General features: G+C 36.1%; 14 protein-coding genes. 10 read left to right on the top strand and 4 right to left on the bottom strand.

All coding sequences use genetic code 11. The annotated features are described in order from the left end of the window. Window positions 1-10 precede the first annotated feature (10 nt). Together BZG02_RS11135 and BZG02_RS11130 are read left to right on the top strand one after the other, a co-directional pair. On the top strand, window positions 11-955 hold the full coding sequence (locus BZG02_RS11135; protein ID WP_101261512.1) for a PorP/SprF family type IX secretion system membrane protein: 945 nt from the start codon (window positions 11-13) through the stop codon (window positions 953-955). A gap of 18 nt (window positions 956-973) precedes the next feature. Next, complete coding sequence (locus tag BZG02_RS11130) at window positions 974-3,118, top strand: OmpA family protein (RefSeq protein WP_101261511.1); 2,145 nt, start codon at window positions 974-976, stop codon at window positions 3,116-3,118. 70 nt (window positions 3,119-3,188) lie between these two features. Here BZG02_RS11130 and sucD read toward each other — a convergent pair whose 3' ends face one another. Together sucD and sucC are read right to left on the bottom strand one after the other, a co-directional pair. Next, window positions 3,189-4,067 (bottom strand): succinate--CoA ligase subunit alpha, encoded by an 879-nt coding sequence (gene sucD, locus BZG02_RS11125; protein ID WP_101261510.1) that lies wholly within the window; start codon window positions 4,065-4,067, stop codon window positions 3,189-3,191. Further along, window positions 4,067-5,236 carry an ADP-forming succinate--CoA ligase subunit beta gene (sucC, locus tag BZG02_RS11120; protein ID WP_101261509.1) on the bottom strand — a complete coding sequence of 390 codons (1,170 nt, stop codon included), beginning with the start codon at window positions 5,234-5,236 and terminating at the stop codon, window positions 4,067-4,069. Before sucC ends, sucD begins: the two co-directional genes overlap by 1 nt. A gap of 468 nt (window positions 5,237-5,704) precedes the next feature. Here sucC and BZG02_RS11115 point away from each other — a divergent pair, with 468 nt between their 5' ends. The 8 genes from BZG02_RS11115 (at window position 5,705) to BZG02_RS11080 (ending at window position 12,705) form a co-directional block, all read left to right on the top strand. Further along, a complete protein-coding gene (locus BZG02_RS11115) occupies window positions 5,705-6,100 on the top strand; it encodes a YbjN domain-containing protein (RefSeq protein WP_101261508.1) in 396 nt (131 codons plus the stop codon). Window positions 6,101-6,122: 22 nt separating this feature from the next. Beyond that, complete coding sequence (locus BZG02_RS11110) at window positions 6,123-6,827, top strand: PspA/IM30 family protein (protein WP_101261507.1); 705 nt, start codon at window positions 6,123-6,125, stop codon at window positions 6,825-6,827. A 133-nt stretch (window positions 6,828-6,960) separates the two neighbouring features. Next, on the top strand, window positions 6,961-7,497 hold the full coding sequence (locus tag BZG02_RS11105) for a DUF4178 domain-containing protein (RefSeq protein WP_101261506.1): 537 nt from the start codon (window positions 6,961-6,963) through the stop codon (window positions 7,495-7,497). 78 nt (window positions 7,498-7,575) lie between these two features. Further along, complete coding sequence (locus BZG02_RS11100; RefSeq protein ID WP_101261505.1) at window positions 7,576-8,367, top strand: hypothetical protein; 792 nt, start codon at window positions 7,576-7,578, stop codon at window positions 8,365-8,367. Between the two features lie 30 nt (window positions 8,368-8,397). Then, window positions 8,398-9,270 carry a DUF350 domain-containing protein gene (locus BZG02_RS11095; RefSeq protein ID WP_101261504.1) on the top strand — a complete coding sequence of 291 codons (873 nt, stop codon included), beginning with the start codon at window positions 8,398-8,400 and terminating at the stop codon, window positions 9,268-9,270. 286 nt (window positions 9,271-9,556) lie between these two features. Beyond that, window positions 9,557-11,098: a polyamine aminopropyltransferase gene (locus tag BZG02_RS11090; protein WP_218972226.1), complete on the top strand. Its 1,542-nt coding sequence runs from the start codon at window positions 9,557-9,559 to the stop codon at window positions 11,096-11,098. Window positions 11,099-11,231: 133 nt separating this feature from the next. After that, window positions 11,232-11,582 carry an S-adenosylmethionine decarboxylase gene (locus tag BZG02_RS11085; RefSeq protein ID WP_101261502.1) on the top strand — a complete coding sequence of 117 codons (351 nt, stop codon included), beginning with the start codon at window positions 11,232-11,234 and terminating at the stop codon, window positions 11,580-11,582. A gap of 97 nt (window positions 11,583-11,679) precedes the next feature. Continuing rightward, on the top strand, window positions 11,680-12,705 hold the full coding sequence (locus tag BZG02_RS11080) for a potassium channel family protein (protein WP_101261501.1): 1,026 nt from the start codon (window positions 11,680-11,682) through the stop codon (window positions 12,703-12,705). A 7-nt stretch (window positions 12,706-12,712) separates the two neighbouring features. Here the strand turns inward: BZG02_RS11080 and rnhA are convergent, their stop codons facing one another. Together rnhA and BZG02_RS11070 are read right to left on the bottom strand one after the other, a co-directional pair. Further along, entirely contained in the window at window positions 12,713-13,171 is a 459-nt protein-coding gene (gene rnhA / locus BZG02_RS11075) for a ribonuclease HI (RefSeq protein WP_101261500.1), read from the bottom strand. A gap of 184 nt (window positions 13,172-13,355) precedes the next feature. After that, complete coding sequence (locus BZG02_RS11070) at window positions 13,356-15,533, bottom strand: S46 family peptidase (protein ID WP_101261499.1); 2,178 nt, start codon at window positions 15,531-15,533, stop codon at window positions 13,356-13,358. Window positions 15,534-15,727 lie beyond the last annotated feature (194 nt).

Below are 15,727 nucleotides of genomic sequence, written 5' to 3'. Positions count from 1 at the left end.
TTAAAAGAACATGAACAGAACAACGATACAACTGCTAAAATGTGTGGCTTTATTGCTACTGCTAATTCCTTTTGGAACTACTTTAAAAGCCCAACAGGACCCAATGTACACGCAATACATGCACAACCCTTTAACGGTGAATCCGGCTTATGCCGGAAGCACCGATATGCTAAGTGCAATGTTTCTAGCCCGCGAACAGTGGGTTGGTTTCGATGGAGCACCAAAATCACGAACCTTAACGGTAAGTGCTCCCATTACCAAGTATAATATTGGTGCTGGCTTGGCTTTTATCAACGACGAATTGGGACCCGTGAAACAAAACAGTCTTTATGCCGATTTTGCCTATCATTTAAAGGTGAGTGATAGAGGAAAACTAGCTTTTGGAATCAAAGGAGGATTCGATATGATTCAAATCAATCTGATGAATCTGACGCTTAATCAGCAAAATGATGATACTTTTTCATCCGATTTTTCGGAAGATTTTATTTTGAATTTTGGTTTGGGATTGTACTATTACACCGAACGTTTTTATTTGGGTTTATCGGTGCCTCGTTTGTTAAAAAATAATTACGATAACGATGGTTTCAATACTACAAGTTATGGATACAAGGAACGTCACTATTTTGTTACCACGGGTGCTTTGTTCGATATCAATGATTATCTGAAATTCAAACCGTCTGCTTTAGCAAAGGTGGTTTGGAATGCACCAATCTCCGTTGACTTGTCAGCCAATTTTATACTGAATGATGTACTTTGGTTAGGAGCGGCTTATCGTATCGAAGATTCCATGAGTTTCTTGATTCACTATCAGCTAACAGATCAATTGCGTGTGGGATATGCTTTTGATTTAACAGAATCGGAACTGCGAAAATATAATAATGGAACACATGAAATTATGGTTGCCTTCGATTTTCAGTTTAACAAGAAGAAAGTAATGACTCCAAGGTATTTCTAATCCTATTGAACGAACATTATGAGAAAAATAGCATGCACAATACTATTCATCGGAGTTTTAATGACGAGCTTTTCGGTGAAAGCACAAATCATGGAAAGAGCAAATAAGTATTTTGAGTTTTTTTCCTACGAAGAGGCCATTGAGTTGTATGAAATTCTTTGGCAAAAAGATAGTTTAAATGAAAACGTAGCCAAACAGTTGGCAATTTCATACCGACTGACAAATAATTCAGAGAAATCGGAATTGTGGTACAGTAAGGTGGTTAAATCTAGTCTTACAACCGCTACTGATTATTTGGAATATTCGAGAGCTTTGCAAAGCAATAAGAAGTATGAAGAGGCACAAATTTGGATGGATAAATATTTAAAAAGTACATCCGGATCGGAGCAAAAACAAATTGACTTGGATCTGATTTTAGAGCTGAGAAAAGATTCATCTCGCTATAGTATAAAGCCAATTACGGCTAATTCAGAGCAATCAGAATTTGGTGTTGCCTTTTATAAGGAGGATGTTGTGTTTTCATCTGCAAAAGAGAAAACGAGTATGATTAAGCGAAATTACAAATGGAACAATCAAAATTACCTTCGCTTATACAAATCAGAGGTGTCAAAGGATGGTGATTTAAAAAATGCAGTCTTATTTTCGGGTAAACTGGGAACTAATTATCACGACGGACCCGTTTGTTTTACTGCCGATGGCAAGGAAATGTTTTTAACCAGAAATCATGTCTCAAGTTCGAAACGCGCAAAAAGAAACGAGGAGGGAGTGGTAAGCATTAAATTGTATCATTGTACAATGGAAGGGGATAAATGGTCAACGCCAGAATTACTTTCTTTCAATATGGAAGGTTATTCTACAGGGCATCCGGCATTGTCGGCCGATGGTAAAAGCTTGTATTTTATATCCGATCGTCCGAATGGATATGGAGGCACAGACCTTTACGTATCCACAAAAACAGAAACGGATTGGAGCACGCCTAAAAATTTGGGAGATAAAATCAACACTTCGGAAAATGAAATGTTTCCTTTTGCTGATGAAAATCAAATTTTATATTTCGCCTCGAAAGGACATGCTGGATTAGGCGGATTGGATTTGTATTCAATTGATTTGAAAAAAGAAAAAGCAGAACCAGTAAATATGGGTTATCCAATAAATACCTCGAAAGATGATTTTGGTTTGATCCTTAAAAATGGGAACGGTTATTTTGCTTCTAATCGAATAAAAGGGGAGACTTACGATGACATTTACCAGTTCGCCATCTTATCCAGACTGATAAAAGGAGAGGTTCTTAATTCGGAAACAAAGGAAATTCTTGGCAATACAAAAGTTTCCTTATTAAATTCTAATGGCGAGATTGTAAAAACTATTCATACGACAGCTGATGGTAAATTTCAATTTCTGATTTCAGAGATTGAGGATTATCAAATTAAATCTGTAAAAGAGAACTTTACCGATGGAGTGGAATCAATTTCAACTACCGATTTGAGTAATTCAATGGAGTTTCATCAATCTGTTTATCAGGTTCCTGATAATAAGTTGAGCTTGGAAGGATTGGTTGTTTACAAAGACGATAGAGCTCCTGTTGAAGGAGTATTGGTAAGCATTACAAATGAGAAGACCAATGAAACAATCGACTATACAAGTAATTCCGAAGGAAAATTTTTTGGATCCTTATTGCGTGATCAGCAGTATAATCTCAGATACCACAAAGAGGGCATTCTATCAAAGTCAAGTAAACTGAATACTTCAAATCGAAAAGGAAATAAGGTTTACGTAGAGGAAGTGGTAGAAAAAGTTCAGGTAGGTAAAGTGTTTGTTTTAGATAATATTTTCTACGATGTAAATAAGTCGAATATTCGGGCAGATGCAGCTATGGAGCTGGATAAATTGGTAGTATTGATGATAGAAAATCCAAGTCTTAAAATTGAATTGAGTTCTCATACCGATTCAAGAGGCAGTGATGTTTATAATAAATCACTTTCCGATCGCAGGGCCAAAGAAGCTGTGGAATATATTGTATCGAAAGGAATATCGCCAGATCGTTTGCAGGCAAAAGGCTACGGAGAAAGTCGGTTGATAAATCACTGTTCGAACGGAGTGAATTGCAGTAAAGCGGAACATCAGGCAAATCGACGAACCGAGGTGAAAATTTTAGAGCTCTAATAAAAAGAGAGCTATAAAAAAAGAGCTTGATTCCACATTGGAATCAAGCTCTTTTATATTTGCAAAGGTTTTATTTACCTAATACTTCTCTCATTTTTTTACCGATATCTGCAGGCGATTTCACCACATGAATTCCGGCAGCAGCCAAAGCTTTCATTTTTTCTTCGGCAGTTCCTTTTCCACCAGCAATAATAGCACCGGCATGGCCCATTCGTTTGCCCGGAGGTGCTGTCTGACCCGCAATAAATGCCACAACAGGTTTGTCAACATGCTTTGCAATATAAGCAGCAGCATCTTCTTCATCTGTTCCACCAATTTCGCCAATTAAAACAATGGCTTCGGTTTTAGGATCCTCATTTAAAAGTTTCACGGCATCAATATGTTTGGTACCAATAATTGGATCGCCACCAATTCCAATAGCAGTCGATTGACCCAATCCTGCTTCGCCTAGCTGATGAACAGCTTCGTAGGTTAAAGTTCCCGAACGAGAAATAATACCAATAGTACCTGGTTTGTGAATAAAACCTGGCATAATACCTATTTTCGCCTCTCCCGGAGTAATAACTCCCGGACAGTTTGGTCCAATTAGTCTTGTTTTAGGATGTTTTTTAAGAAATTCATGAACTTTTAGCATATCTAAAGTAGGAATTCCCTCTGTAATACAAACCACTATAGCAACGCCCGCATCAGCAGCTTCCATAATAGCATCGGCAGCGAATGGTGGTGGAACGAAAATTACCGAAGCATTGGCTCCTGTTTTTTCAACCGCACCTCGCATGGTGTTGTGAATCGGAATTTTATCCATAAACAGCTGTCCTCCTTTACCCGGAGTAACACCAGCAACTACATTGGTTCCATATTCTATCATTTGTTGGGTATGAAAAGCCCCTTCGGAACCTGTGATTCCCTGAACCACAAGTTTTGTATTTTTATCGACTAATACACTCATTATGATTTAATTGTTTTAAGGGTGGCTACTACTTTTTCGGCAGCATCTCGTAATTCTGTGGCTGCAATAATATTCATTCCTGATTCTTCCAGCAGTTTTTTGCCTTCTTCAGCATTGGTTCCCTGTAAACGAACCACAATTGGCACTTTGGTTTCGATATTTTTAATGGCTTCGATCACTCCTTTGGCAACTCGATCGCAACGAACAATCCCCCCAAAAATATTAATCAGAACAGCTTTTACACTGCCATCCGAAAGAATAATTCGAAAGCCTTTTTCCACTGTTTCTGCCGAAGCTCCTCCTCCAACATCCAAAAAGTTGGCAGGTTCGCCTCCGGTTAGCTTAATAATATCCATGGTTCCCATTGCCAAACCAGCACCGTTCACCATGCAACCAATATTTCCATCTAATTTAATGTAGTTCAAGCCCGATCGGCCTGCTTCGATTTCCAATGGTTCTTCTTCGTCCAAGTCGCGTAAAGCGGTAATGTCTTTATGACGATAAAGCGCATTATCATCAAAATTAGCTTTTGCATCGAGTGCAATAACATAGCCTTCTTTGGTGACTACCAATGGGTTGATTTCAAAAATGGAAGCGTCGGTTCCCATGTAAGCTTTGTAAAGTGCCATTAAGAATTTTACGCCATTTTTATGTGCATCTCCCGTAAGACCAAGGGCAAAAGCCATTTGTCTGGCTTGAAATGCTTGCAAACCAACTGCTGTGTCAACAGCAACTTTTAGTATTTTTTCAGGAGTTTCTTCTGCAACCTTCTCAATTTCCATTCCTCCTTCGGTCGATACCATAAAGGTAACTTTCGAAGTAGCACGGTCCATTACAATTCCGGCATACAACTCGCGGTCGATATTCGAAGCGGCTTCAATTAATACTTTTTTTACCAAATTTCCTTCTGGACCCGTTTGGTGGGTGATTAAGGTCATTCCCAAGATATCGTTTGCGTAACGAGTTACATCTTGAGCTGTGGGTGCAAATTTAACACCTCCGCCTTTTCCTCTTCCACCTGCGTGGATTTGGGCTTTTACAACTACGGGCAGACCAATTTCGGCGGCAGCCTTTTCAGCTTCCTGAACCGAAAAAGCAATTTTACTTTCGGGAACAGGTACACCAAACGATCGTAAAATTTCCTTTGCTTGATATTCGTGAATCTTCATTCTTATTATTTTTTTTTGTTAGGCTTGGAAAGACCTGCTAGTAATATTTGTTTATTGTTTTCACTGATTTTGAATCAGTAAGCAAGTCGTGACTAATTAATTTTAAATGCTTAATTTTTTGATGAACCTAAATATATAAATATCTGCATGAAATAAAAAGCACATTGGGTGGAAATTTAAAAGAGTTTTGAATCTTTTTATTTTTTGAATTTTAACGGTCTTTAAGGGGAAAAATAATTAGAGGAAATAAATGGAGAACCGAAAAACATGTAAAAACTTCCATTTATCGAATAAAATGCATATTCTCCCGATAAAATGAGGGGAAAAACTATCCTATTTTGTAATTTCAAACTCGAAGCAAAAAAATTTAGTAGTAGAATGTTTGCCGAATAGTGGAAAGGAGCTTAAATGTTTTATTAGGTTAATAATTTGTTTTAATTTTAATCAGAAATTTAAAAGCAGATAAAAATGAGCACATATTATAACAAGGTAAAAGACTACCTGTTGAATTTGGAATACAATATTATTAAAGAGGATAAAGCCGAAGAGCTATTCGTGGTTGAAAATCCCGATGGTGGCATTGCAAATCTGATTGTGGATTGTGAGGATCCTGTTTTGATTGTAGAAGGAGTATTGTTTGAGTTAAAGTCCGAGAATCCTGAAATTTATAAGGCTTTGCTTAAAAAGAACAGAGAAATAATTCATGGTGCATTTGTGTTGGATGAATCTGGGAAAAAAGTTCTTTTTAGAGATACTCTTCAGTTAGAAAATTTAGATCAGAACGAATTAGAAGCAACACTTAACTCATTAGAAATGTTATTGAGTGAGTATTCCGAGGAGATTATTACCTATTCAAAATTGTAACAGATATAAATAAACTATACAAATGGGGATTTTTAGTAGATTATTCAACGTGGGCAAAGCAGAAGCTCATGCAGCCATAGATAAATTAGAGGATCCGATTAAGATGACCGAACAGGGAATCAGGGATTTGAAAAATGATTTAGATAAGAGTTTACAAGCTTTAGCTGAGGTGAAAGCAATGGCAATTCGTAGTAAAAGAGAACTGAATGAACAAAAATCAGTAGCGAAAAACTACGAGCAAAAAGCGATGTTATTATTACAAAAAGCCGAAAAAGGAGAGTTGGAAGTTTCGGAAGCGGAACGTTTGGCGACCGAAGCTTTGGCTAAAAAAGAAGATGCGATAGTATCGGTAGCACGATCGCAGGAAGAAGTTGTTAAATTTGACAGTAGCATTAGTCAATTAGATACTAATGTGAAAAAGTTGAAATCGACAATTACTCGTTACGAAAATGAGTTGAAAACTTTAAAAGCTCGTGCCCGTGTAAGTCAGGCAACGCAAAAAATTAACAAACAATTGTCTGGAATTGATAGTTCGGGAACAGTGGGAATGTTAGAGAAAATGAAAGATAAAGTGGCTCAGCAAGAGGCTATGGCCGAAGCTTATGGCGATATTGCTTTTGAAAACCGTAGTTTGGATGAAGAGATTGATGCTACTTTAAATGAAACTAACGTGAAAGCATCCAATGCATTAGAAGAGCTGAAAGCAAAAATGAAAAATAAAGAATAGCTTTTTTATTCGACTATAGTTGCAAAATTAAAACGAATAATGCCGATAGATAGTTAAAAAGGAATCATGAACGTAGTGAAATGAATACTTATTTAACTACTAATCGGTATTACAAATTTGAACGAGATTGAAAATGGGATTTACCGATTTTTTTAAACGGAAACAGCCGAAATACGACACTACCAACATCCGGGTTACCGATCTGGATGTTGGTTTTGTTTTTGAATACGATTTATCGAGCTGGGAAGTACAGGCTGGTTATGAGTACGATTGGGGCGATAATTATTTCTCGAAAGAATACAAGATAAATAATGGAAGCAAAACGCTCTTTCTTTCGGTTGAAGAGGACGATGAAATAAGTCTTTCGGTTTGTGATAAAATTAAAGTTCGTGAATTGGGCGAAAATGTACTGGCCGATTTAATGACGGAGCAGAAACCGCCGGCAAGTTTAATTTATAAGGATAAAAAGTATTTTCTTGAGCAGGAATCACCAGGATATTTCAACGATAAAAATCGTGGCGAGGATTGGGTAGAATTTATTTCCTGGGATTTTGTAGATGAATCCGGAGATTTTATTGTTACCATTGAGCAATGGGACGAAAAAGAATTTGAAGCTTCGGCTGGAAAAGCCATTAAGGAGTTCGAAATATCTAATATATTACCAAAATAAATTAGCGGGGAAGAGGTATTAACAGGAAGCGGGTGCTTTTATTAATAGCTCTTAACTCATAATTGTAAATTATTATGTATGAACACAGTAACTAAAGTAATCATTGGGATTATTGTGGTGTTTTTTATTGCAAAAACCTGTGGGCGATCTGGATCTTCATCCTCTTCTTCTGTTGCAAAAACATGGCAAAAATCTCCCGTCGATCAGCTAATTAAAGATTTGAGTGCCGAGCAGAATTTTTCTATCATTTTATTCGATATGGATGCAAATGAGGATTCGAATGATTATCGTCACCAGTATCAGGTTATTATTCAACGACCAGATACCGTTGTAGAACAAAAATCGACTTGGAAAAATGTAAGTGAGGCTTTCTTTTCTCAGAATTTAAACAATATGGGAATGGAGATTGCCTCTAAAAAAGATGGTACTGTTACCAAGCAAGCTGTGCCTGCTGGTTACAATCACTATGTTGGAAACGAAAAGTACGGACATTGGGAGAATCGTGGAGGATCTTCTTTTTGGGCTTTTTACGGACAATATGCATTCATGTCTTCTATGTTTAATATGGGATCGTATCGTCGTTCCTACTGGGACGATTATCGTGGTGGTGGATATTACGGAGGAGCAAGAGGATACTACGGACCAAGCGGAAGTAGTCCGGTTTATGGTACTAAATCATATACCTCTTCAAACTCTGGTAGCACTAGCAAATGGGGAAGTAAATCCTCCACATTTAAGGATAGAGTTAGAAGTAAGGTGAGTCGTTCATCAACTTCGAGCAGTACAAGATCTTCTGCCAAAACAACAAGAAGTTCATCAAGATACCGCACAAGCTCCACTCGTTCTCGTAGCGGTGGATTTGGTAAATAAACCATTGTATAACTCATAGATTTATAACTTATGATATCATTATCAGAAATTTCGTATATCGTGTATGATGCCGTGGTTTATATCGCGCTTGCATTTGCTATTTTCCTTATTGGTAAATTTGTTTATCAGTTACTTCATCCATCTTTAAAGGTGAAAGAGGAGTTGGTGAAAAAAGATAATTTTGCTTTTGCCGTTGCTCACGTTGGCTATTATATCGGATTATTATTTTCAATTGGAAGTGCTATTGTTGGTCCTTCGAATGGATTGGTAAGTGATGCAATTGATATTGCAGTTTACGGTTTGTTGGCCATTGTGCTTTTAAATATCTCAATATTCTTGTCGGATTATTTAATTCTTCGAAAATTTTCGGTTCGCAAGGAAATTATTGAGGATCAGAATGTAGGGACCGGTGTTGTTGAAGGAGCTATTTCGGTTGCTTCGGGTTTAATTATTTTTGGAGCTGTTTCGGGCGAAAGTGATGGCCTTTTGTTTGGTGTGCTTACCGCAGTGGTTTTTTGGGCTTTTGGTCAGGTAGCTTTAATTATAACCACACGTATTTATAATTGGATTACTCCTTATAACCTGCACGAACATATCGAAAAAGATAATGTGGCAGTAGGTATTGGTTTTGCCGGAGCAATTATTGCGATTGGAAATTTAATTCGTTTCGGACTAACAGGTGATTTTGAAGGATGGTTACCATCTTTTGCCGAAGCAGGTTTCGAGCTTGTAGTAGGAATTATTTTATTACCAGTGATGCGATTAATTACCGATAAAATATTACTTCCCGGCGAACGATTAACCGATGAAATTATCAATCAGGAAAAACCAAATGTGGGTGCAGCCTTAATTGAAGCATTCGCTTATATTGGTGGATCGGTATTAATCACATGGTGCTTATAAGAGTTATGAATTAAGAATTATGAGTTTTTAATTTCAGGGGAAATTCAAAAAATATCCTTTGTACTCATGATTTAGAATTTATCTTTTTAAAAAGGATTAGGTAGAAATAGCAAGATTCAACAGGTTTTTGAACGTCTCTCTTATAGGTGTTATCTGGAAAGAGACTGGTACTTGTGAAATTACGAATTATAAATGCTGAATTATGAATTAGATATTGTGAGTTGAGACTAGCTAAAGGTTTGTTTCAATTCATAATTAATAATTCGTAATTCATAATTCTCTGAAAGTGTTCAAGAATAAATCAACATTATTAAAAGCGGCAATATTTGCTACTGGTTTTTCTGGAGTGGTAGCAGAATATATTTTGTCCACCTTGGCTCAGTATTTTCTCGGTAATTCCGTTTTGCATTGGGTGATGATTATTTCCCTAATGCTATTTTCGATGGGCTTGGGTAGTCGTATCACAAAAAATTTCGAATCCAGATTACTAAAACGTTTCTTAATTCTGGAATTTGCGCTTTCTTTTATTGTTTCGTTCGCAGCCTTGCTAGTTTATACGGCTTCGGCTTACACGCAATCTATAGGAATATTAATTTATAGTTTAGCAATTTGTATTGGTTTGCTCATTGGAATGGAAATTCCGTTGGTAATTCGTATTAATGATGATTATGAGAAGCTTAGATTCAATATTTCTAATATTTTAGAGAACGACTACTATGGTAGCTTATTGGGTGGAATATTTTTTGCTTTTGTAGGTTTACCAATATTTGGACTGATTTACACGCCATTTATTCTTGGTTTTGTTAATTTTTCCGTGTCGATAGTGGTATTGATTTTTCTTTGGGACCTTTTAGATACTGCGGATAAGAAGTTACTGGTTGGTATTGGTGTATTTATTATGCTTTCGCTTACAAGTGGAATTTTTGTAACCGATCCGATTATTACTTATGGCGAGCAACAAAAATATTCCGACAAAGTAGTTTATACCGAACAAACAAAATATCAGCGGATTGTTATTACAAAATGGAAAAATGATTACTGGTTGTATTTAAATGGAAATGAACAATTGTGTACTCGTGACGAATTAATGTATCACGAACCATTAGTACATCCGGCAATGAGTTTGCATCCAAATCCGGTTAACGTATTAGTTTTAGGTGGTGGCGATGGTTGTGCGGTTCGGGAAATTTTGAAATATCCAAAAGTAGAAAAAATTACTTTGGTTGATTTAGATCCAGCCATGACTAATTTGGGAAAAACACATCCTATTCTTACAGAAATGAATCAGCATTCGTTAAGTGACGAAAAGGTGGAGGTTTTGAATGATGACGGTTATAAATTCCTTTTGTCTGTGGATGATTATTACGATGTAATCATTATCGATTTACCTGATCCGCGGAGCATAGAACTCGGACGTTTGTATTCGCATGAATTTTATAAACTATGTTACAAGCATATGCGTCCAGGTGGTGTGATTGTTACACAGGCGGGTAGTCCTTATTTTGCAACGCAGGCATTTTGCTGTATTTTAGAAACCATGAAAAGTGCAGGTTTCGAGACAGTTCCAATGCATAACCAGGTAATTACCTTGGGCGAATGGGGATGGAGTTTAGGAGTGAAAGAGTTTTTGGGTGAAAACGTGAAAAAGAAATTGCAAAATACGGATATTGAGGTTCCAACACGTTGGATCAACAAAGAAGCCATGACTTTGATTACTTCTTTTGGTAAGGATTTTTATCCTTGGGAAAAGGATAGCGTTGCTATTAATCGTATTCACGAACCAGTATTACAGAAATACTATTTAAAAGGCAATTGGGATCTTTATTGATGATTAACAATGAGTAATGATCAATTAATAATAAATCTGATTTGAATTATTATTGAGACAAAATCCTCAAAAGAGAAATTATACTGATAAAAAAACCGTAGTGGAAATAATCAGCGTCTAAAATCAGTGTTTAATGGAGACGAAAACAAAAATATTAGCAGCAAAGATTCATAACCTTCGGTTTTGGGTTTCGGAATGTAATCCTGAGGTATTGCAAATTATCTTTCAGGAGTATTTGGAGCAGGTTAAGTTCGTAATTTTGAATTTTTCCGATTATCATTTTCCAGTGCAAGGCTATACCGCCTTTTGGTTGTTGGCCGAATCTCATTTGGCAATTCATAGTTTTCCAGATAAAGGATGGTCTTATATCGAGTTAAGTAGCTGCAATAAACAGAAATCAGATGATTTTCTAAATCTGGTAAAAGCAAGTAAGTTAAAGGTAAAGTGGAATGGAAAGGGAGTCGAAATTTGCAGCCCAGAATAAGTAGAAATGTTGTAAATGCTCCTGTATAATGCTTTTTGGGAATTGACGCCAATTACATGCTGAGTTTGGGATGTAAAAAAGTTAAAATGAAACACATATGAAAAAAAGACTCATCTTTTTTGTTGCTTTTTTGGTCTATGTAATTGCAATATTTGGAATAAAATATTTTGAGGGGCAATCGGCCGATGCAAATATTAAAACAATTGGCGATGCATTTTGGTATGCAATTGTAACCCTTACAACGGTTGGTTATGGCGATTTTTATCCGGTAACTTTTGCTGGAAAAATTATAGGTTTAATCGTAATTATTGGAAGTTTAGGTGTTTTAGGTTTTTTAATTGGTGAAGTCACCGTTAGATTTAATCAGTATATGGAAAAGAAAAAAAGTGGTTTTTGGGGAAGTGATTTTGAGAATCATTACATCATTATTGGTTATAATGAATTTGGACAAAAAGTGGCTAGTCAAATGGTTCATGCCGGACAAAAAGTGGCTTTTGTAACCAATACTAAAAGCGATTTGGATTTAATTGCCGATTTGTATTCTTCTAAAAATACCTTTAGTCTTTTTGCCGACTATTCAAATATCGAAGCTTTAAACAAAGTAAATATCGATCGTGCAAAACGGATATTTGTGAATTTTGATGACGATTCGGAAACTTTGGTTTTTGTGATCAATTTAAAGAAAAGATTTCCTAAGGCCAACGTAGTAGTAACTTGTTTAAATCCTAGTTTAAAGGATACTTTTGTTAATGCAGGTATCGTTCATGTGATTGCCGAGAGCGAAGTGGCTTCAAAATTGGTTGCTTCCTATTTGTTCGAGCCATATGTTGCTATGTATACCGAAGATTTAATTGCAACTAGTTTTGCTGATGAAGATACGGATATTCAGCAATATGTGATTGAAGAGGATTGCGATTTTTCTGGAGAGGAGTACATCACTGCTTTTATGAAGCTAAAGATGGATTATAATGCAATCTTAATTGGAATGGTGAAGGCAGGACAATTGATAAAGAATCCTACAAAAGGAACAAGGATCGAAACTGGCGATTATTTAATTCTAATATCCAGCGGTGAAGCAAAAATTAGTTTAGAGAAATTTTTTGGAGTGAAAGAAGGGGAATAATAAAAAATTATTCTGGTTTGTAGCCTACGTCATCAGGTAGGTTTGGTGCTTGCGATGCCATAACTGCTAGCTGATCGGCTCGTTCGTTTCCAGGAATATTGGCATGACCCTTAATCCAAACAAATTTTACCTGGTGCTTTTTGTATACCTCAAGAAAGCGCATCCATAAATCGGCATTCTTTTTTCCTTTAAATCGCTTTTGTACCCAGCCAAAAACCCATTTTTTTTCTACCGAATCAACTACGTATTTCGAATCGGAGTAAATAGTAACGTCGCAATTAGGTGTTTTAAGTGCCTCTAAGCCAACAATTACAGCCATAAGCTCCATTCTATTGTTGGTGGTTAGCTTAAATCCTTGGTTTAAATCTTTTCGATGTTTTCCCGAAATTAGAACAGTTCCGTATCCACCAGGTCCGGGGTTTCCACTTGCTGCTCCATCAGTATACATGATTATTTTTGTCGACATATTCTTGGTTTGCGATTTTCAAATCAAAAGTAACAAAATTTATAATTTTCACGGTCTGTTTCCAAGTACTTAAAGAAGGAAAAGGATGTCCGAAAATTCGAACATCCTTTTTATTCATTTTTTGATATAATATAATAGGGAAGTCAATCTAATTACTCACCTCTAAAATCTCATATCTATTTTGTTATTTCACAATTGTCATTTCGTCAATTAAATTTTTAGCACCGGCAAATTTGTCGATAATAAAAAGTGTATAACGAATATCTAAGTTGATACATCTTTGTAGATTTTCTTCAAAATCGATATCGCCTGACATAGCTTCGGAGTTACCATCAAAAGCAGTTCCTATTAATTCGCCTTTTCCGTTAATTACAGGAGATCCTGAATTACCACCAGTAATATCGCTGTTGGTTAGGAAACAAACAGGAAGATTACCTTCTTTGTTAGCATATGCACCAAAGTCTTTTTTGTTGTAAAGCTCTTTTAATTTTGCAGGAACTACAAATTCATCATTTGTAGGATCTTCTTTTTCCATTACTCCTTTTAGTGTAGTAAAATGCTTGTAGTAAACACCATCTTTAGGTACATAACCGCCAACATTTCCGTAAGTTAAACGGATAGAGGAGTTCGCATCAGGAGCTAAATTTTTCTTCTTGTTAATTTGCATTAAGCCATCAACGAAAAGTCGTTTCCCTTTTTGTAATTGTTCTGCTCCTTTTGATAGTTCGCCACTAACCTCTTTGTATTTATCTAAAATTGAGCTTCCAATTTGGAAGGCGATATCATTTTCAAGAGTTTCTAATTTTGGAGCATCAAGAAACTTATTAAAGCTTTCAGAAGTTGCACAAATAGAGTTGCCGTACACATATTCGGCTAATTTATCGAAATCGTTACTATACTTTTCGCTAAAAGTTTTGAATATTGTTGGTTGCTGATCTGCAGTAATATTTTCAGCATACATTTTGTACATGCCGGCCATTAGTTTTTGATCTGTTGGAGCATTGTAATCTTTATAGAATCCTTCGGCACCTTCACGTAAAGCTTCTATAGTTTTTTCAATTGCTTCAGTATCTTGCGTTTCTGCAGTAAGAAGACTTTGTAATGCACCTAGTTGAATTGCGAAAATTGGCATTTCAGCACCACTTAATAAGGCTTCTCTTAAGTAGGAGTTTGAATTCATTACTTCTTTACGTTCTGCATAAACTTGGGCAATCATATCAAGAGCTTTTCCATATTTAGCTTCTCGTTTCGATTTTTTATCTGCCCAAGCCAAATATTCTTTTTCAATTTCTTGTTTGTGACCCATTGTATTCAACTTAGCAAGTGCTTTATTTTGCTCATTTGAGTATTTCCAATAATTGGCACTTCCGGCGTGTTTCGATGCATATTGAATACGAACTTTCGCATCTTTAAGCATATCTTTCTTCATAATATCCAGTTTTAAAGTACGGATATCGTAACGGTTTTGGTTGGTAATTTTCATTGTTTCTTCCAAACCAAAAGAAGTTAAATAACGATCGGTAGTTCCAGGAAATCCCATAATCATAGCAAAATCTTGCTCTTCTACTCCTTTAGCAGAAACAGGAAGGTGATGATTTGGTTTTAATGGAATGTTTTCTTCTGAGTACGAAGCAGGTTTTCCATCAGGACCAGTATAGATTCTGAACATTGAAAAATCTGCAGTATGACGAGGCCACATCCAGTTGTCGGTATCGCCGCCAAATTTTCCCATTGATTGTGGAGGAGCTCCAACTAAACGTACATCTCTATAAATTACATATACAAAAAGAAAATATTGATTTCCTTCAAACATGCTTTGTACATTTGCTTTGTAATCGCTTCCTTCTTCGGCTTTTTTCTCTATTTCAACGGCAATTTTTTCAATTGCGTTGTAACGTTCTTCTTCCGTCATTTCGTCTGTTACGGTAGAAAGAACTTCTTCCGATACATCCTGCATGCGAACTAAGATCGAAGCGGTAATTCCAGGATTGGTTAACTCTTCTTTTTTATTGTAAGCCCAAAAACCATCCGAAAGGTAATCGTGTTCTGTGGTGGAGTGCGATTGTATGGAATTAAATCCACAGTGATGATTGGTAAGGAATAATCCTTGGTCAGAAATAATTTCTCCGGTACAGAAATGACGGAATGGTCTTCCTTCTGATCCTAAACCAACAATAGCATCTTTTAAACTGCTTTTATTGATGTTATAAATATCATCGGCAGATAATTTTAAGCCTTTTGCCTGCATTTCGGCAACATTTTTATTTAATAAAGATAAAAGCCACATGCCTTCATCTGCTTTTGCATTGGAATAGCTAAGTAATAAGCTTAGTCCCAAAATTAATGATGCAAATTTTCTCATTTTGTTTTCTTTAAATTTTTTTAATGTAACCCAGCTAGCTTTAATAAGCCAATATGGTTATTTGTTGTTATAAGTATTTAGTCGATTAGCAAAGTTAATATTAATATGCAATTCCATTTTTCTGTAGAAATTGAAAAAAGCACATTGTTATTGTTTATTATTGATAATCAGATTGTTGTATTTATTGTGAATTC

Origin of the sequence: Labilibaculum filiforme (genome assembly GCF_002843315.1) — a bacterium.
Lineage (GTDB): Bacteria > Bacteroidota > Bacteroidia > Bacteroidales > Marinifilaceae > Labilibaculum > Labilibaculum filiforme.
The sequence above is the reverse complement of the archived record's forward strand: the minus strand, read 5'-3'. Positions and strand labels throughout refer to the sequence as shown.